This window comes from Bacillus sonorensis NBRC 101234 = KCTC 13918 (genome assembly GCF_001592005.1).
GTDB lineage: Bacteria > Bacillota > Bacilli > Bacillales > Bacillaceae > Bacillus > Bacillus sonorensis.
Genome location: NZ_BCVZ01000015.1, coordinates 90321 through 107639, shown reverse-complemented (window position 1 = coordinate 107639; position 17319 = coordinate 90321). Strand labels below are relative to the sequence as shown.

The window sequence follows — 17319 nt, the reverse complement described above, 5'->3', positions numbered from 1 at the left end:
TGATCATCATAAACGGCCCGTTGGTCAAGTGGTTAAGACACCGCCCTTTCACGGCGGTAACACGGGTTCGAATCCCGTACGGGTCATCTTTTTTAGTTTCCCTGTGTTTAAAGGCACAGGGGTTTTTTGTATTGTTTCGCTTCTTTTCGCATCAAGACTCCGGTCAATTTTTCTCAACAAAAAAATAATGTCGTTTGTCAAAACAGCTTTCGTCACTGACGATCAAGTAAGCAGCCAAGTTTTGCTTCTGGCACCGGAATAGCGTACGAACAATAAAACCAAAAGAAGCCGACTTACGTGTTTGTTAAAGTCCGAAAAACACCGGCGGCACAGCATTGAACCAGCCTCTAAATCAGGATAAGCCCCGCAAATCCGGGGCTTAGTCATCCTCTGTATAAGGTTCTTTTTCAGCCGGCGGAAGATCTCCAAATGAGGTCATAATGCCTTCTTCATCAAGAAGCTCCTCATATTTTTCATGCTCGATCGTCGGATAGACGGTGACCTCTTTGCCTGTGATATCTGTTGCAGCGTAGTTTTCGTAATCTTCGACATACCCCAAAGGTTCTTCATATTCCATGTACATCTGGCTGTATGACAGCGGCGGGACTGCTAAATCCTGCGGTGTTTCAGAGTTGCCGTAGCGTTCGACATCCTGATAGGCGTCTTCTGAATCATATGCAACATTTTCATCATTTTCATCGAGTTCAAAGCGCCCGAACGGAGGGGTTAATACCTCTTCTTCAATTGGACGATCCTTTGATACGGATACTGTTGAAGAATGTTCACTGCACGTCGTCGCCGTAGGAAGCACAGACAGCCTTTCATAAGGAATCTCTTTTCCGCATACCTCACAGCGCCCGTATGTCCCTTTTTCAATGAGGGAAAGGGCATGTTCGATATCGTGCAAATGCTCCCTTTCATGCTCATAAAGGGCGAGATCCTTTTCACGTTCATAAAGCTCTGTTCCTTCATCTCCGGGGTGATTGTCATAAGAGGACAGCTCTCCCGTTGAGTTGAAAGGATATGTGACATCCATGCCAAAATGGCCGCTGTCTTTAAAACGGCTGACAATTTGTTCTTTGCCTGCTTTAAGCTCTTTTTCGAGTTTTGACAACTGTTCTCTTGTTAGCACATGCATCGCCTCGTTTCTAAAAAGTGCTGCCTTTTTAGTATGAACGATTTTAAACAGAACTTTCATTGTAAAAAAAGCAAAAAAAAAGAGCCTTAAAGGCTCTTTTTAAACAAAATAATGAATCACGAGGGCAAGCGCCAAAAGCAGGCCGAAAAATGTGTTCGTCTGGGCCGTTGATTTCATGGCGACCATCAGATCAGCCGGCTTTTCTTTTGCCTTGAATTCTTTAATCGCTTTTATCGGCTTCGGGAGGCTTAACAGAACAAGGAAGCTCCATACCGTGAGGATCCCTAACGCGACATAGAGCCCGATTAGCACATAGGAAACAATAAACACCCAGCTTAAAATCTGGACGGCGTTTTTTCTTCCCGCCAAAATAGGAAGCGTTTTTCTCCCGTTTTCTTTATCTCCGACCAGATCGCGAATGTTATTGGACAGGTTGATTCCCCCGACCAAAATTGTAATCGGAAGGGAGACCAGAAAGACGCTCCACGTCAGTTCTCCGGTCTGGAGAAAATAGGAGATGAGGATAATGATCATTCCCATAAAAACGCCTGACATGATTTCGCCAAACGGTGTATATGAGATCGGAAGCGGACCTCCAGTGTAAAGGTAGCCGACGGCCATGCAAATTAACCCGATGAGCGCCAGCCACCAGCTAGAAGATATGCAAATATAAATTCCGAGCAGCACGGCGGCCGCGAACAATCCGTATGCCAGGTACAATACCGTTTTCGGCTTCATTCCGTAGCGGACAATGGCGCCTCCGATGCCGACCGAGTTCTCATTATCAAGCCCGCGGACGAAATCGAAATATTCATTGAACAAATTCGTTCCGATTTGAATCAGTATGGAGGCGACAAGCATGGCTAAAAACAGCCAAATGTCGATCCGGCCTGTTTCAAGTGCCAGAACCGTCCCGAGTGTAACAGGGACAAATGCGGCTGTCAGTGTATGCGGTCTTGTTAACATCCACCATACGCGCCAGCTTTTATCCGGCTTTATTCCAGAAACACTCCCTGAAAGTGATTGATGCTGCATAAGTTTGACTCCTTTAGTTTTAATACGTACACGTCCATACTAAGTTTAGAAAAAGTTAAAAAAGGTGTCAATATAATGGGTGATATTGTTATAAAAAAAGCGGTGACACAACAAGTGAAAAATAATAAACCACCTTGTCTTTTTCAATCGGCTGATTACGTTTATAATAGAAAGGAGTCTGTTTACAAAGTGTCGTTTTGTTGACACATATCGTTCACAGGTGTATGGTTATAAAAGCATTTTACGGACTTTGGAGGAGTGTAATCATGGTGGCAACAGTGCAGCGCACTTTCCTGCGGGAAGCGCCTGAAGCATTAAATATCATCAAAAAAGTCAACCATGCTGTTTTAATAAGTTATTCCATAAAAATAAAAAACATAGATGCCCTTTCCTTTTTTAAAAGCGGTGACAAAACGTTTGCCGGGAAACGGTTTTTTTGGTCTGATCCCGACGGCGAACTGACGCTTGTCGGTCTGGGAAAGGAATTATCGATTTCGACAAGCCAAAAGGATGCCGGCCGTTATCGGGACATATATGAACAATGGGAGCGTTTAAAAGAAAGAGCCTATCACTTCCATGAAGGCGACAGCCTTCATCAAACGGCAGTGGGGCCTTTGCTGTTCGGCGGCTTTTCTTTTGATCCATTGGAAGAAAGAGAACAGCATTGGAGCTATTATCCGGAAGGCGCTTTTTTTGTTCCTTCCGTTATGCTGACGAAAGCCGAAGATGAAGCATTTATCACGGTGAACAAATGGACATCTTCTGATGAGGATGGACGAAAGGTCCTGGAAGATCTAAAGGCTTCTGTTCCAGAGCTGGCAAACGTCAACGCTTTCAGGGAAGATGAAAAGCAGCACGTACAGATAGAAGCGAAAGAAGAATTGCATGTTTCGGAGTGGCTTGATGCGATTCGCCATGCGACTGGCGAAATCAAAAAAGGAAAATATGATAAAATCGTCCTGGCCAGAGAAATCCTCCTGAGGTTTCATGAGCCTGTCCGGCTTCATAACGTATTATCCAAGCTCATGTCTGAGCAAAAGACGAGCTATATTTTCGCCATCGAAGAAAACGGTACAAGCTTTGTCGGCGCTTCCCCAGAACGGCTGATTAAAAAAGACGGGAACAAGGTGCTGTCCACATGCCTGGCGGGTTCGATCAAAAGAGGCCGGACCGAGCAGGAAGACAGAATGCTTGGGCTTGAACTGTTAAATGATGAGAAAAACCTCATTGAGCACGACATCGTGGTCAACATGATAAACCAGGCGTTTCTGGCAAATTGCAGCCACGTCAAAAAGCCGGCGAAGCCGAGCCTGTACAAAACAAAAAATGTCCAGCATCTATATACCCCTGTCGTCGGCCAAATGAATGATGATGCGTCGCTCTTTGATTTAATTGAGGAACTGCATCCAACTCCGGCTCTCGGAGGTGCTCCGCAGCAAAAAGCGGTCGAGGTTATCAGAAACATTGAACCGATGTCTAGAGGATGGTATGCGGCTCCGGCTGGATGGGTCGACTTCGGCGGCAACGGGGAATTTGCCGTTGCGATACGCTCCGGGTTGATCGATTCAAATGAGGCGAGACTTTTTGCAGGCTGCGGAATTGTCGCTGATTCTGATCCAATGCTGGAATACGAGGAAACGCAAATAAAACTGAAGCCTATGCTGTCCGCACTTGGAGGCGATACCCTTTGACAGAAAATCCGATTACAAAATATATAGGCAACTTTATTGATGAGCTTTCACTTGCAGGCGTGACCGAAGCTGTCATCTGCCCGGGGTCAAGATCGACGCCCCTTGCGATTCTGGCGGCAGCCCATCCGGATATGAACATTCATGTCCATGTTGATGAAAGATCGGCAGGATATTTTGCATTGGGGATGGCAAAAGCGAAACGAAATCCCGTTGCATTGATCTGTACGTCGGGAACGGCAGCCGCGAATTTTTACCCGGCGGTTGTTGAAGCTCATTATTCCAGAATACCGCTGATTGTCTTAACGGCTGATCGGCCGCATGAGCTTCGGGAAGTAGGAGCACCTCAGGCGATTGATCAGCAATTCTTATTCGGCAACTTTGTTAAGTATTTCACAGACTCGGCTCTGCCTGATGCGCATCCTGATATGCTGGCATACATCCGCACGGTGGCCAGCCGTGCCGTCGGAGAAGCGTCAAAAGCGCCGAACGGGCCGGTGCACATTAATTTTCCGTTAAGAGAGCCGCTCATGCCTAACCTTGATGATGAGCCTTTTCAAAGAACGGAAACAAGCCGCCATGTGTCGGTGGCAAACGGCCGTGCCGCAGCTGATCAACAAGCTCTTGAATCATTGATGGCTCTGATCAGGAACACGGAAGAAGGCGTGATTGTTTGCGGAGAGCTTCTGAATGAAGATGTGAAGCGCCATATTTTATCGCTTTCAGAAACAACGGGATATCCGATTTTGGCTGATCCGCTGTCAAATCTGAGAAATGGCGGGCATTCAAAGGAATCGGTGATTGATTCTTATGATTCGTTGTTAAAAGATGAAGAGCTGAAAGGTTTGCTCATGCCAAAGCTTGTTATCCGGTTTGGCCCGATGCCGGTTTCAAAACCGCTGTTCCAGCTATTAAAACAACATCCGGCAATCGAACAAATCATCGTCGATCCCGATGGCAGCTGGCGCGACCCGACACATCGCGGCAGCTATATGCTCCACTGTACAGAGCAGGAATTCGCAGAAGCCGCGGCTGTTTCAATTTCTGAAAAAAGATCGGAACAATGGCTTGAAAAATGGAGGTTTGCAGGCAGCCGATTTCGTCATCATTTAAGAAATCTTGAAGTTGAGGATCTTACATTTGAAGGAAATGTGTACCGCAACCTGCAGCATTTCATTCCGGACAACAGCTCCCTTTTCGTCGGAAACAGCATGCCGATTCGCGATGTTGACACTTTTTTTGAAAATCAGGACCGGTCTTTCCGGATCTTGGCCAACAGGGGGGCAAACGGAATTGACGGGGTCGTTTCCACAGCGCTTGGCATATATGCAGCCACAAAGAAGCCGGTGACGCTCGTGATTGGGGATTTATCATTTTATCATGATTTAAACGGCTTATTGGTTACTAAGACGCTGGACATTCCGTTGACGGTCATCCTCGTCAATAATGACGGGGGAGGGATTTTCTCATTTCTTCCCCAGTCTGCTGAAGAACGGTATTTTGAACAATTGTTTGGGACGCCGACCGGGCTGGAATTTGAACATGCTGCAAAATTGTATGGAGGACGCTACATCTGTCCAGAGTCTTCCGCACATTTCGCAGATGCCTACCTGTCTGCTGTCAACCGCAGCGGGCTTGATATCATCGAAGTGAAAACAAAACGCAAGAGCCGTGTTCAGCTCCATCGCCGGCTGCTTGACAAGGTGCTCGATGACTTGAAAAGGGAGTGGCCGTTTTGCGACTGACATTGCGTGACGGTGTTCAATATGAGGTGGAAGACAGCGGAACAGCTGCTGAAAAAACGGCTGTTTTTCTGCACGGATTTACTGGGAGCGCCAACACATGGGACGGCATTGACGAACATTTGCAAGGCGTCCGTGTCATCAAATTGAATTTGCTGGGACACGGTCAAACCGATTCGCCCCCTGATAAACGTCGTTATACGACAGAAGAACAAATCGCCGATCTTGTGGAGATTTTTGAGCAATTGAAGCTGAAAACCGTTTACTTGGTCGGATATTCAATGGGAGGAAGGCTTGCTCTCTCATTTGGGATGACACATCCGGGCCGCGTGGCGGGTCTTGTGCTGGAAAGCAGCTCCCCGGGGCTTCAGACGCAGGAAGAAAGAAAAAGCCGCATCATTCATGATTGCCGGCTCGGCGAGAGGATTATAAATGAAGGGGTCGAATCGTTCGTCGATTATTGGGAGGCTATACCGCTGTTTGCTTCCCAGCTGTCGCTTGACGAACCGGTAAGAAAGAAAATCCGTGAAGAGCGTCTGAGCAATAATCCGCTCGGCCTTGCGGGCAGTCTGGCCGGGATGGGGACCGGTTCACAGCCGTCATGGTGGGACAAGCTGGATGAGATCACATATCCCGTCCTTCTCATCGCCGGCGGCCTTGACCAGAAATTTGTCGCGATCAATCAGAGCATGTACCGGAAAATTCCGGGCAGCCGCCTTGTCATCGCTGAACAAACGGGACATGCGGTTCATGTGGAAGCACCCGATTTTTTTGGTAAAATAGTAAGTGAATTTATTTTAATGTAGGAGGTCACGTACATGACTGTAGAATGGAAAAGCGAACGTCAATATGAAGACATTTTATATGAAACATACAACGGTATTGCAAAAATTACGATCAATCGTCCCGAAGTACATAACGCGTTTCGACCGAAAACCGTTACTGAGCTTATCGATGCATTTGCCTATGCAAGGGATGATGCGGATATCGGCGTGATTATCCTGGCCGGCGCCGGAGACAAGGCGTTTTGTTCAGGCGGGGACCAAAAGGTTAGAGGACACGGCGGATATGTGGGAGAAGACCAAATTCCGCGTTTGAACGTTCTTGATTTGCAGCGTTTAATTCGCGTGATTCCGAAGCCTGTCGTTGCGATGGTTTCAGGATATGCGATCGGCGGAGGCCATGTGCTGCATATCGTATGCGACTTGACAATTGCCGCGGACAATGCGATTTTCGGACAAACCGGGCCGAAAGTGGGCAGCTTTGATGCAGGATACGGTTCAGGCTATTTAGCGCGGATCGTCGGACATAAAAAAGCCCGCGAAATCTGGTATCTGTGCCGTCAATACAACGCTCAGGATGCGCTGGAAATGGGCCTTGTCAACACGGTTGTTCCGCTTGAGAAGCTTGAAGAAGAAACGATTAAGTGGTGTGAGGAAATGCTTGAGAAAAGTCCGACTGCGCTTAGGTTCCTTAAAGCGGCATTCAACGCCGATACGGACGGACTTGCGGGCATCCAGCAATTTGCCGGAGATGCGACGCTCCTTTACTACACGACAGATGAGGCGAAAGAGGGCCGTGACGCGTTTAAAGAAAAACGCCGTCCTGACTTTGGACAGTTCCCTCGTTTTCCTTAAGAAAGATAAAAGAAACAGCTTGGTGCTACTGAGCTGTTTTCTTTTATCACCCGAGACATTTTCTGTGGAGATGATGACATGTTAATGGACCAGCCGAACTGGCTTGCACAGCGTGCAGAACTCACACCCGACAGGCTGGCTGTGATTCAGGAAAAACAGCAGCTGACCTTTCTGGATTTGTATAAAAAAACGAAAAAAATGGCCGCACAGCTGAACAGCTGTTCCATCGGAAAAGGGGATACTGCTGCATTACTGTTAACAAACCGGATGGAGATGGTCATTGCGGTCCACGCTTGCATATTTCTCGGTGTCAGGATCGTTTTACTGAATACGAAGCTGTCAACTGCGGAAAGAATGTATCAAATTGAACATTCGGAGGCCAAGCTGTTGATTACGGAACAGCCCTTTGCCGAAGAGCATAAGGAAAGCCCTTCTGTCCGGACGATTGAAATAGAAGAAGTCCTGAACATAAAGGCCGATCCGCTTTTAAAACCGGCGGACATCCATTTGGATGATACAGCCACCATCATGTATACATCGGGTACGACCGGGCGGCCGAAAGGGGTTATGCAAACATTTGCCAACCATTATTTCAGCGCGGTTTCCTCAGCTTTGAATTTGGGGCTTGCGGAGAATGAACGGTGGCTGATCGCTCTGCCGCTCTTTCATATCAGCGGGCTGTCAGCCTTATTTAAATCCGTCATTTATGGAATGACCGTTGTGCTTCACCAAAAATTTGACGCAGACGATGTTCTTCGTTCGATCGATGATCATCAGGTCACGATTATATCTGTCGTCCAGACGACGCTTTCCCGGCTGGCCGCACGTGTGAAAAGCTGCCCAGAATCGTTGAGATGCCTTTTGCTTGGGGGTGGGCCCGCCCCTTACGCGTTGCTTGAAGAGTGCAAACGGAAGCGGCTGCCTGTCGTCCAGTCGTACGGGATGACTGAAACATGCTCGCAAATTGCGACGCTAGCACCTGAACACAGCATCCAAAAGCTTGGATCAGCCGGAAAGCCGCTTTTCGCTTCAAGCATCAGAATTGAAAAAAACGGAGCGGCTGCTAAAGCAGGCGAGCATGGTGAAATCACCGTGAAAGGGCCGACTGTCATGAAAGGCTATTTAAAGAATAAAGCGGCAAACAAAAAGTCGTTCAATGATGGCTGGTTTAGAACCGGCGATATCGGGTATTTTGACGATGACGGGTTTTTATATGTGCTGGACAGACGGTCTGACTTAATTATCTCAGGCGGGGAAAATATCTATCCGGCCGAAGTTGAAGCGGTGCTCATGGCGCACCCGTCCATAGATGAAGCGGGTGTGAAGGGAGCTGATGACGAGACATGGGGAAAGGTTCCCCACGCCTATCTTGTCGTCCATGAGCCTGTTGATGAACAGGAATTGATCCGCTACTGCAGAGAACGGCTCGCTGCATATAAAGTTCCGAAAGCTTTTCATTTTGTCGGGCAGTTGCCGCGCAATGCCTCGAATAAATTGATGAGACACAAACTGTAGAAGGAGATCGCCATGATTCAAATCAGACAGCTGACATTGTACCACCTCAGCATGTGGTTGAAAAAGCCCTTTACATCAAGTTTGGAAACCTTTCAGGAACGAAAATTTATCATTATAGAAGCCGAAGACAAAAACGGTGTGACAGGCTGGGGGGAAGTTTCAGCTTTTTCATCTCCCTGGTACACGGAAGAGACAACTGAGACATGCTACCACATGCTCAAAGATTTTTTTATCCCGGCTGTGCTTCGCGAATCATTCGCACATCCATCGCAAATTCCTGAAACACTTCGCGGTTATAAGGGCAACAGGATGGCCAAAGCAGGGCTTGAAGCCGCGTTTTGGGACATTTACGCTCAGATCAACGGCATTTCTTTAAGCAAAGCCCTCGGGGGAGTCAAACAGGAGGTTCCCGCCGGGGTTGTCGTCGGGCTTGCGCCGTTAGATGACATGCTCCAGGAAATAGATCAATATGTAAAAGAAGGATATCAAAGAATAAAACTTAAAATTCAGCCTGGACAGGATATCGAACTGTTAAAAGAAATCCGCAGGCATTTTCCGAGGGTGCCGCTGATGGCTGATGCAAATTCTTCCTATGAACTAAAAGATATCAGCCGGATCAAGGAACTTGACGAATTCAAGCTCATGATGATTGAACAGCCGCTTGATGATGATGATATTGTTGATCACCGCCATTTGCAAAAGCATATTAAAACCTCAATTTGCCTTGATGAAAGCATACGCTCCGCTGATGATGCGAGAAAAGCAATTGAGCTCGGCAGCTGCAAAATCATCAATATCAAACCGTCAAGGGTCGGCGGTTTGACAGAAGCGCTGAAAATTCATGATCTTTGCAAAAAGCATAACATGCCTGTCTGGTGCGGCGGCATGTTTGAAACAGGCATTTCCAGAGCGCATAATATCGCGCTCAGCTCTCTGCCCCAATTTTTGATCCCAGGGGACATTTCGTCGTCTTCCCGCTACTGGGAAGAGGATATCGTGAAACCGGAAATCCGGATTAACAACGGGTTTATCAAAGTGCCGGACAGGCCCGGCATGGGGTTTGAAGTTGATGGGAATATTTTAAGAAAACATTCAGTCAAAATGGATGTTTTTAAAAATTGAAATAAATAAGGGGGATTTTTGTATTTTCGAGATTTGTTTTCCCCGCCCCCTTCCTGTATATTGAAGCTGTACATTATCCCTTCTCGTTTGGACCGGCTCTGACAAAGCCGGTTTTTTATATGCAGAGGATGTCCCTCAGGGCCCCCTTTGAAAAATAGCCCGTTTTTTATCAACCAGACAACGATAAAGACGGGCTATTGGCGCCATCTTTTTTATTAATTTACATCGATAGATACCGCTGTTTCATCCATCAGACCATTCTTCAATCCACATCATTTTTTCATTTTAAAATAAAAAAATAGTCTAAATTTATTGACAAACTTTCGACACAAATGTAAATTTTGATTTATTCATATTAAATATCTAGGAATAAAGAGATTAATTTTTTCGGATATTTGCAGCCCAAAATGATGATAAAAGGAGAAAACGTCATGACAAACGAAAAAAAACAAATCAAATTAGGCGTGTTCCTTGCGGGAACAGGACATCATGTGGCATCTTGGCGGCATCCGGATGCTCCCGCAGATGCAAGCATGAATCTGGATTATTTCAAAGAGCTGGCCAAAACAGCAGAGCGGGGCAAACTGGATATGCTGTTTCTAGCTGACAGCCTGTCGATAGACAGCAAATCGCATCCCAATGTGTTAACAAGATTCGAGCCGTTCACTTTGCTTGCCGCATTGGCGCAGGTGACATCTAGCATCGGACTGGCAGCGACTGCTTCGACAACTTACAGTGAACCGTTTCATATTGCCAGACAGTTTGCTTCACTGGATCACATTTCGGGCGGACGCGCCGGCTGGAATGTAGTGACCTCCTCCATTGAATCCACTGCGCTGAATTTCAGCGGGGAGAAGCACCTTGAACACCATCTGCGCTATCAGCGGGCCGAGGAATTTGTAGAGGTTGTAAAAGGCCTATGGGATTCCTGGGAAGAAGATGCCTTTATCCGGGATAAGGAAACAGGCGAGTTTTTTGATCAAGAAAAAATGCACGAGCTCAACCATAAAGGGGAGTACTTTTCAGTCCGCGGACCTCTAAATGTCGCAAGAACCCCGCAAGGCCGGCCGGTTATCATTCAAGCGGGCTCATCAGGGGACGGAAAAGCGCTCGCCGCTAAAACAGCTGAAGTGATATTTACGGCGCAAAACCATTTAGAGTCGGCTCAGGAATTTTATCAATCAATCAAACAACAGGCTGCCGGGTTCGGCCGGGACCCTGAGAAGATCGCGATTATGCCGGGCATTTTCCCAGTGATCGCCGATACCGAAGAAGAAGCGAAGGCTAAATATCAAGAACTTCAGGATTTAATCATTCCAGCTGTCGGCCTGCAAATTCTCCAAAATTATCTGGGCGGAATCGACTTGTCTGCATATCCGCTCGACGGTCCTCTGCCCGAATTGGATCCGGAGGCTTCAAATGCGGTAAAAAGCCGCTTTAAGCTTGTTCAAGAAATGGCCAAGCGAGATAACATGACAATACGCGAGCTTTATCAATACGTTGCTGGCTCCAGAGGCCACCACATCTTTGTCGGCACCCCGGAGCAGCTGGCCGGCAAGATGCAGGAATGGGTGGATCATAAAGCATGTGACGGGTTTAATATCATGCCGCCGCTTCTTCCGGAGGGACTTGAGCTGTTCGTTGACAAGGTCGTTCCGATCTTGCAGGAACGCGGAGTATTCAGAACAGAATATGAAGGCGCAACATTAAGGGGTCATTTCGGTTTGGAACAACCGGCAAACCGCTATTCAAAAAAATAAAAGGAGGAGGTACGTACGATGAAACGACAGTACCGGCTGGCAAATGAACATGATGCCAAAGAGCTTTTGGCGTTGACGAGGCGGGCCTATGAGCCGATTCGAAAGCTTGGCATTCATTTTGCAGCAGCACATGCCGATCTGGATTTGGTATTGAACAATATCCGGAAAAATGCGTGCTATGTCATGGAAGAAGATGGGCGGATTATCGCGACCATTTCATTAAGAATGCCGTGGGGACAGCAGCCGGGGCCATACGGAGTTCCACATATCTGGTGGTTTGCTGTTGATCCTGCTTCCGGAAAAAAAGGTGTAGGTTCAGAGCTGCTTCAATGGCTCGAACAAACGGTCCTCCGAGACACGCTAAAAGTTCCGTTCGTATCGCTTGGTACGGCGGATAAGCATCCGTGGCTGATCGACATGTATGAAAGAAAAGGATATGTCCGCACAGGGGAACAAGACCTTGGCAAAGGACACATGACGGTTTATATGAAAAAAGAAATACGGACTGATCTATCACATAAAAAGGCGGGGAAATCATGATGAAAATGAAAAAATGGACTGTTCTGCTGGTTGCCGCATTAATCGCAATACTATCGGCTTGCGGAAATGGCAACAGCAGCGCTGATCAAGATGATAAGGTACTTCATGTCGGCGCGACCGGACAGAGCTATCCGTTCGCATATAAAGAAAACGGAAAGCTGACAGGTTTTGATGTTGAAGTGATGACGGCCGTAGCGAAAAAGCTTGATATGAAACTGGAATGGAAGCTCCTTGAATTCAGCGGACTGATGGGAGAGCTTCAAACCGGAAAGCTTGATACCATTTCGAATCAGGTAGCGGTCACTGACGAGCGCAAGCAAATGTACAATTTCACAAAGCCGTACTCTTATGCCGGAACACAGATTGTTGTAAAAAAAGACAACGATGACATCCAATCAGTAGACGATCTTAAAGGTAAGACTGTGGCGGCTGTTCTCGGTTCAAATCATGCGAAAAACCTTGAAAGCAAAGACCCTGATAAAAAAATCAACATCAAAACATACGAAACGCAGGAAGGTACGCTGAAGGACGTGGCTTACGGACGCGTGGACGCCTATGTCAACAGCAGAAGCGTGCTGATCGCACAAATTAAGAAAACGGGTCTGCCGCTGAAGCTTGCCGGAGATCCAATTGTTTATGAGCAAGTCGCATTCCCGTTTCCAAAGGATGATGCGCACGACAAACTCCGCCAAAAGGTGGATAAAGCACTGGATGAACTGCGTAAGGACGGAACGCTGAAAAAGCTTTCAGAAAAATATTTTAAAGAAGATATAACAGTGGAGAAGAAGTATTGAGAACGGCGGTGAAACACAAAAATGAATACGATTGATTGGGGATTTATGATTTCTGCATTCCCGGCCTTGATTCAAGCCCTGCCGATCACCTTGTTCATGGCTGTGGCCGCTATGATCTTTGCGATCATCGGGGGACTTGTTCTTGCACTTATTACAAAAAACCATATTCCTGTGCTTCATCAGCTGTCGAAGGTCTATATTTCATTCTTTCGCGGCGTGCCGACGCTTGTGCAGCTTTTCTTAATTTACTACGGCTTGCCGCAGCTGTTTCCGGAGATGAGCAAAATGACGGCTTTAACAGCCGCCATCATCGGTTTAAGCCTAAAAAACGCCGCCTATTTAGCGGAAATTTTCCGCGCCGCCCTAAACTCGGTTGATGAAGGGCAGCTTGAGGCGTGCTTGTCAGTCGGGATGACAAAGCTGCAGGCGTACAGACGGATCATCCTTCCGCAAGCGGCCAGAAACGCGATACCGGCAACCGGCAACACGTTTATCGGGCTCCTAAAAGAAACCTCATTAGCATTTACTTTAGGAGTGATGGAGATGTTTGCCCAGGGGAAGATGTATGCATCAGGCAATTTGAAATACTTTGAAACCTATATGGCGGTTGCGATTGTTTACTGGGCTCTGACGATTATCTACAGCATCTTGCAGGATCTGTTTGAACGCGCCATCAGCAAGCCATACCGGACTTAGAGGTGAAATCAGTTGATAAAAGTGAAAAATATCCGCAAAGCGTTTAAAGATCTCGTCGTACTGGATGGGATAGACCTTGAAGTCAAGCGAGGAGAAGTAGTGGCGATCATCGGCCCGTCCGGATCCGGAAAATCGACGCTGCTCCGCTGTCTGAATCTTTTGGAACGTCCGGATCAAGGCATTATCGAAATTGGAGAAACCAAATTGAACGCCGAAAATTATACGCGTAAAGAAGCTTACCGGCTTCGCCAGCAAACCGCCATGGTGTTCCAAAATTACAACTTGTTTAAAAATAAAACCGCTATACAAAACATTACAGAAGCTTTGATCGTCGCACAAAAAAAGCCGCGTGAAGAAGCGAACCGGATCGGTATGGAGATTTTGAAGCAAGTCGGCTTGGAACATAAGGCAGACAGCTATCCGGTTACGATGTCCGGCGGGCAGCAGCAGAGAATCGGCATTGCCCGGGCGCTTGCTGTCGATCCGCACGCGATTTTGCTTGATGAGCCGACTTCGGCGCTGGACCCGGAGCTTGTTACGGGTGTGCTTCAAGTCATCAAATCCATTGCGGAAAAACAAACGACAATGATCATCGTCACTCATGAAATGGCGTTTGCCAAAGAAGTCGCAGATAAGGTGATATTTATGGCAGACGGCCATATCATCGAGCAGGGAACGCCGGAAGAACTGTTTGATCATCCGCAAAACGAACGGACGAAAAAGTTTATCAAGCAGGTGGGAGAACCTGCTGAACTGATATAGAAGGGATGAAGAGGAATGTCCGAGGAGTATAATAAAGCGCTGCATACACGTTTAGTGAGCATGCGACGTGAACTTCATGAACATCCTGAGCTGTCGTTCCAGGAATTTGAAACGACGAAAAAAATCCGCCGCTGGCTGGAAGAAGAAAACATTGCAATACTGGACACTCCGAAGCTTGAAACAGGTGTAGTTGCAGAAATCAAAGGGCGGGAGGAAGGCCCGGTTATTGCGTTGAGGGCCGATATAGACGCTCTTCCGATTCAGGAGCAGACGGGTCTTCCGTTTGCTTCTAAAACCGAGGGAACGATGCATGCGTGCGGGCACGATTTTCATACAGCATCAATCATTGGCACAGCCATTTTGCTGAACAGAAGAAAAAAAGAATTAAAAGGTACGGTCCGCTTCATTTTTCAGCCTGCGGAGGAAATTGCCGCAGGAGCGCGGATGGTTATTGAAGCGGGTGGATTGGACGGCGTTTCTGCTATTTTTGGCATGCACAATAAACCTGATTTGCCGGTCGGCACAATCGGCCTGAAGGAGGGCGCCTTAATGGCGAGCGTCGACCGTTTTGAGATCCTTGTTAGAGGAAAAGGCGGACACGCCGGCATTCCGAACAACAGCATCGACCCGATCGCTGCCGCAGGGCAAATCGTCAGCGGCTTGCAATCAGTCGTCAGCCGCAATATCAGCTCGCTGCAAAACGCGGTTGTCAGCATTACAAGAATACAGGGAGGAAGCTCGTGGAACGTGATCCCCGATCAGGTGGGAATGGAAGGCACCGTCCGCACGTTTCAAAAAGAAGCAAGAGAGGCCGTTCCGAAGCATATGGAACGAATGGCAGAAGGAATAGCTGCGGGCTTCGGAGCGCAGGCTGAATTCCGCTGGTTTCCCTATTTGCCTTCCGTTCAAAATGACGGACGATTTTTGCGTGCGGCTTCAGAAGCTGCGACCCGCCTCGGCTATCAAACGGTTCCGGCTGAACAGTCTCCCGGGGGAGAAGACTTCGCTCTTTACCAGGAAAACATTCCGGGCTTTTTTGTATGGATGGGAACCAGCGGGACGGAGGAATGGCACCATCCGGCATTCACATTGGATGAAGAGGCTTTGATAGTGGCCGCCCGCTATTTTGCCGAGCTGGCTGTTATTGCGCTGGAGACGGTCAAATGATTGGACTGGAGCTGACAAAAGGTCTCGCCCGCGCCATCGTATCGTCGCGTCCCGAGGATTCAGCCGAAGCGATGCATGAAGCGAAAAAAGGACTTCTCGATTTTACAGCCGCATCATTTGCGGGAAGACATGACGGCGGTATTCAAAAACTGCTGCAGCTGATCGAGACAGAAGGCGGAGAGCCGATCGTTCCCCTTATCGGCCAGGGAAAAAAAGCATCTCCCTTACAAGCTGCGCTGCTCAATGGGTTTATGGCACATGCGCTTGATTTTGACGATGTCCATTCCGATGTAAGAGGGCACCCAAGCGCGGTCATTTTGCCCGCGCTTATTTCTTCTGCGGCGGCCCGCCGGGAGGATGATCGTTTTTTCGGCGCATATATTTTGGGTGTAGAAGTCATGGCAAGGCTGGGTGAGTCGATTGGCAGCCGTCACTATGAAAAAGGATGGCACAACACGGGGACGCTGGGGGCCATTGCCGCGGCCTGCGCGGCAGGCTATGCAGAGAACCTGTCTGAGGAAGAGCTTGAAAAGGCGATCGGTTTTGCCGCCTCTCAATCGGCGGGAATGCGGGTGCAGTTTGGTACAGAGATGAAACCGCTGCACGCCGGCTTAGCCGCTCAATCCGGATTATTCGCCGTCAAACTGGCTCAGGCCGGCTTCGGCGGCTCTAACGCCGCTCTTGATGGCGAACTTGGTTTCTTCAGTCTTTACGGCGATTTGGAAAAGGCGGAAAAAGTACTGTTAAGAGAGTGGGGCACATCATGGAGAATCGTTCATCCGGGACTGTGGTTTAAAGTGTATCCATTCTGCTCTGCCGCACACCATGCGGCAGATGCGATTCTCAAGCTTATCGACGAGCATGGCGTTCGAGCCGGCAATACGGAACGAATTGAAGTCGTCTTTCCTCCGGAGGGAGACGCAGCTTTAACGGAAAGGCGGCCGGCAACAGGAGAAGAAGGGCGCTTCAGCGTGGAATACGTGATCGCCCTTGCCTTGAATGGACAGGAACTGACGGCAGACCGCTTCACCCATAAGCCGATCCCAAGCAGCATCCGCGATGTTCTGCCGCGGATTCATCGTGTATATGACGCTGGGATTCGCCCGGCTCCGGAAGCTGTGCCGAAAGGCCGGTTCACCATTGTCCGCGCATTTCTTACAGACGGGCGTGTATGTGAAGCCCGTGTCGATTGCCCGAGGGGAGCCCCGGGCAATGAATTATCGGAAAAAGAAATTAGAGAAAAGCTGAAACTTGCGCTTTATGCTGATGAACGAAAAGCGGACCACTTGCTTTTTGCGATTGAACAAATCGGCATTCAGCAATTTTTATCGCAGCTATGAAGTTTTACCCTCTGGCATACGCCGTTCCTGAAGTCATAGGCACTAAACTGGCAGCAAGAACGCTGTTTGTTTCGTGTTTTTTTCTTAAAAAAAGCTTGCCGGCAAGCCGGTTTTCCCCGGCTTGATCGACAAGCTTTCAGGCCGTCTTTATGACAGCTTGACCTTCAGTCCCGCAAAAGCAGGTTCTCGTGCACAGTCTGTCCGATCAGCCGGTCGGCCTGATCAGGCAAATCGTCGAGACACCCGTATTCATAATCCCATAAGTTCATGAAGGAGCGGGCGGCCTTTTGAAAAGAGGTTTCATCGGCTCCTTGTATTTCCTGATAAAAAGCCTTTAGCAGCGACTCTCTGTTCATGACCTGTTCCTCCTTCAAAACTTTTGT

At 48.1% G+C, this 17319-nt stretch carries 16 protein-coding genes and 1 tRNA gene; 14 read left to right on the top strand and 3 right to left on the bottom strand.

What is annotated here, in order from left to right; genetic code table 11:
• Positions 1-14 precede the first annotated feature (14 nt).
• Positions 15-86: transfer RNA gene (locus tag BTR1S_RS15740), tRNA-Glu, on the top strand.
• A gap of 293 nt (positions 87-379) precedes the next feature.
• Here the strand turns inward: BTR1S_RS15740 and BTR1S_RS15735 are convergent.
• Complete coding sequence (locus BTR1S_RS15735; protein ID WP_006636051.1) at positions 380-1132, bottom strand: TraR/DksA C4-type zinc finger protein; 753 nt, start codon at positions 1130-1132, stop codon at positions 380-382.
• A 105-nt stretch (positions 1133-1237) separates the two neighbouring features.
• Positions 1238-2173, bottom strand: a complete 936-nt coding sequence (locus tag BTR1S_RS15730) for a 1,4-dihydroxy-2-naphthoate polyprenyltransferase (protein WP_006636052.1) — start codon at positions 2171-2173, stop codon at positions 1238-1240.
• A gap of 266 nt (positions 2174-2439) precedes the next feature.
• Here BTR1S_RS15730 and BTR1S_RS15725 point away from each other — a divergent pair, with 266 nt between their 5' ends.
• The 13 genes from BTR1S_RS15725 to BTR1S_RS15665 all read left to right on the top strand — a co-directional run bounded on the left by BTR1S_RS15725 (position 2440) and on the right by BTR1S_RS15665 (position 16936).
• Entirely contained in the window at positions 2440-3864 is a 1425-nt protein-coding gene (locus BTR1S_RS15725) for an isochorismate synthase (RefSeq protein WP_006636053.1), read from the top strand.
• Positions 3861-5606: a 2-succinyl-5-enolpyruvyl-6-hydroxy-3-cyclohexene-1-carboxylic-acid synthase gene (menD, locus tag BTR1S_RS15720; protein ID WP_029419216.1), complete on the top strand. Its 1746-nt coding sequence runs from the start codon at positions 3861-3863 to the stop codon at positions 5604-5606. Before BTR1S_RS15725 ends, menD begins: the two co-directional genes overlap by 4 nt.
• The gene (menH, locus tag BTR1S_RS15715; protein ID WP_029419215.1) at positions 5588-6409 is read left to right on the top strand and encodes a 2-succinyl-6-hydroxy-2,4-cyclohexadiene-1-carboxylate synthase; all 822 of its coding nucleotides are present in this window, start codon (positions 5588-5590) and stop codon (positions 6407-6409) included. The genes menD and menH overlap by 19 nt, the downstream gene beginning before the upstream one ends.
• 12 nt (positions 6410-6421) lie before the next feature.
• Positions 6422-7240 (top strand): 1,4-dihydroxy-2-naphthoyl-CoA synthase, encoded by an 819-nt coding sequence (menB, locus tag BTR1S_RS15710; protein ID WP_006636056.1) that lies wholly within the window; start codon positions 6422-6424, stop codon positions 7238-7240.
• A gap of 78 nt (positions 7241-7318) precedes the next feature.
• On the top strand, positions 7319-8755 hold the full coding sequence (locus BTR1S_RS15705) for an o-succinylbenzoate--CoA ligase (protein WP_029419214.1): 1437 nt from the start codon (positions 7319-7321) through the stop codon (positions 8753-8755).
• A gap of 12 nt (positions 8756-8767) precedes the next feature.
• Positions 8768-9877: an o-succinylbenzoate synthase gene (menC, locus tag BTR1S_RS15700; protein WP_006636058.1), complete on the top strand. Its 1110-nt coding sequence runs from the start codon at positions 8768-8770 to the stop codon at positions 9875-9877.
• A gap of 431 nt (positions 9878-10308) precedes the next feature.
• On the top strand, positions 10309-11637 hold the full coding sequence (locus BTR1S_RS15695) for an LLM class flavin-dependent oxidoreductase (RefSeq protein WP_029419213.1): 1329 nt from the start codon (positions 10309-10311) through the stop codon (positions 11635-11637).
• A gap of 18 nt (positions 11638-11655) precedes the next feature.
• On the top strand, positions 11656-12177 hold the full coding sequence (locus BTR1S_RS15690) for a GNAT family N-acetyltransferase (protein WP_006636060.1): 522 nt from the start codon (positions 11656-11658) through the stop codon (positions 12175-12177).
• Entirely contained in the window at positions 12177-12971 is a 795-nt protein-coding gene (locus tag BTR1S_RS15685; protein WP_006636061.1) for an amino acid ABC transporter substrate-binding protein, read from the top strand. Before BTR1S_RS15690 ends, BTR1S_RS15685 begins: the two co-directional genes overlap by 1 nt.
• Before the next feature lie 21 nt (positions 12972-12992).
• Positions 12993-13667, top strand: coding sequence for an amino acid ABC transporter permease (locus BTR1S_RS15680; protein ID WP_006636062.1), 675 nt, complete (start codon positions 12993-12995; stop codon positions 13665-13667).
• Between the two features lie 12 nt (positions 13668-13679).
• The gene (locus tag BTR1S_RS15675; RefSeq protein WP_029419212.1) at positions 13680-14429 is read left to right on the top strand and encodes an amino acid ABC transporter ATP-binding protein; all 750 of its coding nucleotides are present in this window, start codon (positions 13680-13682) and stop codon (positions 14427-14429) included.
• A 15-nt stretch (positions 14430-14444) separates the two neighbouring features.
• A complete protein-coding gene (locus BTR1S_RS15670) occupies positions 14445-15596 on the top strand; it encodes a M20 peptidase aminoacylase family protein (RefSeq protein ID WP_006636064.1) in 1152 nt (383 codons plus the stop codon).
• Positions 15593-16936 (top strand): MmgE/PrpD family protein, encoded by a 1344-nt coding sequence (locus BTR1S_RS15665; protein WP_006636065.1) that lies wholly within the window; start codon positions 15593-15595, stop codon positions 16934-16936. The genes BTR1S_RS15670 and BTR1S_RS15665 overlap by 4 nt, the downstream gene beginning before the upstream one ends.
• Positions 16937-17100: 164 nt before the next feature.
• On the opposite strand, the gene BTR1S_RS15660 is transcribed toward BTR1S_RS15665, so the two are convergent.
• On the bottom strand, positions 17101-17292 hold the full coding sequence (locus tag BTR1S_RS15660) for a hypothetical protein (RefSeq protein WP_029419211.1): 192 nt from the start codon (positions 17290-17292) through the stop codon (positions 17101-17103).
• Positions 17293-17319 lie beyond the last annotated feature (27 nt).

Excerpts from the sequence above, each read along its gene's own strand:
- BTR1S_RS15730 (WP_006636052.1), bottom strand. The coding sequence starts at position 2,173 with ATGCAGCATCAATCACTTTCAGGGAGTGTTTCTGGAATAAAGCCGGAT.
- BTR1S_RS15725 (WP_006636053.1), top strand. The coding sequence starts at position 2,440 with ATGGTGGCAACAGTGCAGCGCACTTTCCTGCGGGAAGCGCCTGAAGCA.
- menB (WP_006636056.1), top strand. The coding sequence starts at position 6,422 with ATGACTGTAGAATGGAAAAGCGAACGTCAATATGAAGACATTTTATAT.
- BTR1S_RS15705 (WP_029419214.1), top strand. The coding sequence starts at position 7,319 with ATGTTAATGGACCAGCCGAACTGGCTTGCACAGCGTGCAGAACTCACA.
- menC (WP_006636058.1), top strand. The coding sequence starts at position 8,768 with ATGATTCAAATCAGACAGCTGACATTGTACCACCTCAGCATGTGGTTG.
- BTR1S_RS15695 (WP_029419213.1), top strand. The coding sequence starts at position 10,309 with ATGACAAACGAAAAAAAACAAATCAAATTAGGCGTGTTCCTTGCGGGA.
- BTR1S_RS15690 (WP_006636060.1), top strand. The coding sequence starts at position 11,656 with ATGAAACGACAGTACCGGCTGGCAAATGAACATGATGCCAAAGAGCTT.
- BTR1S_RS15685 (WP_006636061.1), top strand. The coding sequence starts at position 12,177 with ATGAAAATGAAAAAATGGACTGTTCTGCTGGTTGCCGCATTAATCGCA.
- BTR1S_RS15680 (WP_006636062.1), top strand. The coding sequence starts at position 12,993 with ATGAATACGATTGATTGGGGATTTATGATTTCTGCATTCCCGGCCTTG.
- BTR1S_RS15670 (WP_006636064.1), top strand. The coding sequence starts at position 14,445 with ATGTCCGAGGAGTATAATAAAGCGCTGCATACACGTTTAGTGAGCATG.
- BTR1S_RS15665 (WP_006636065.1), top strand. The coding sequence starts at position 15,593 with ATGATTGGACTGGAGCTGACAAAAGGTCTCGCCCGCGCCATCGTATCG.
- BTR1S_RS15660 (WP_029419211.1), bottom strand. The coding sequence starts at position 17,292 with ATGAACAGAGAGTCGCTGCTAAAGGCTTTTTATCAGGAAATACAAGGA.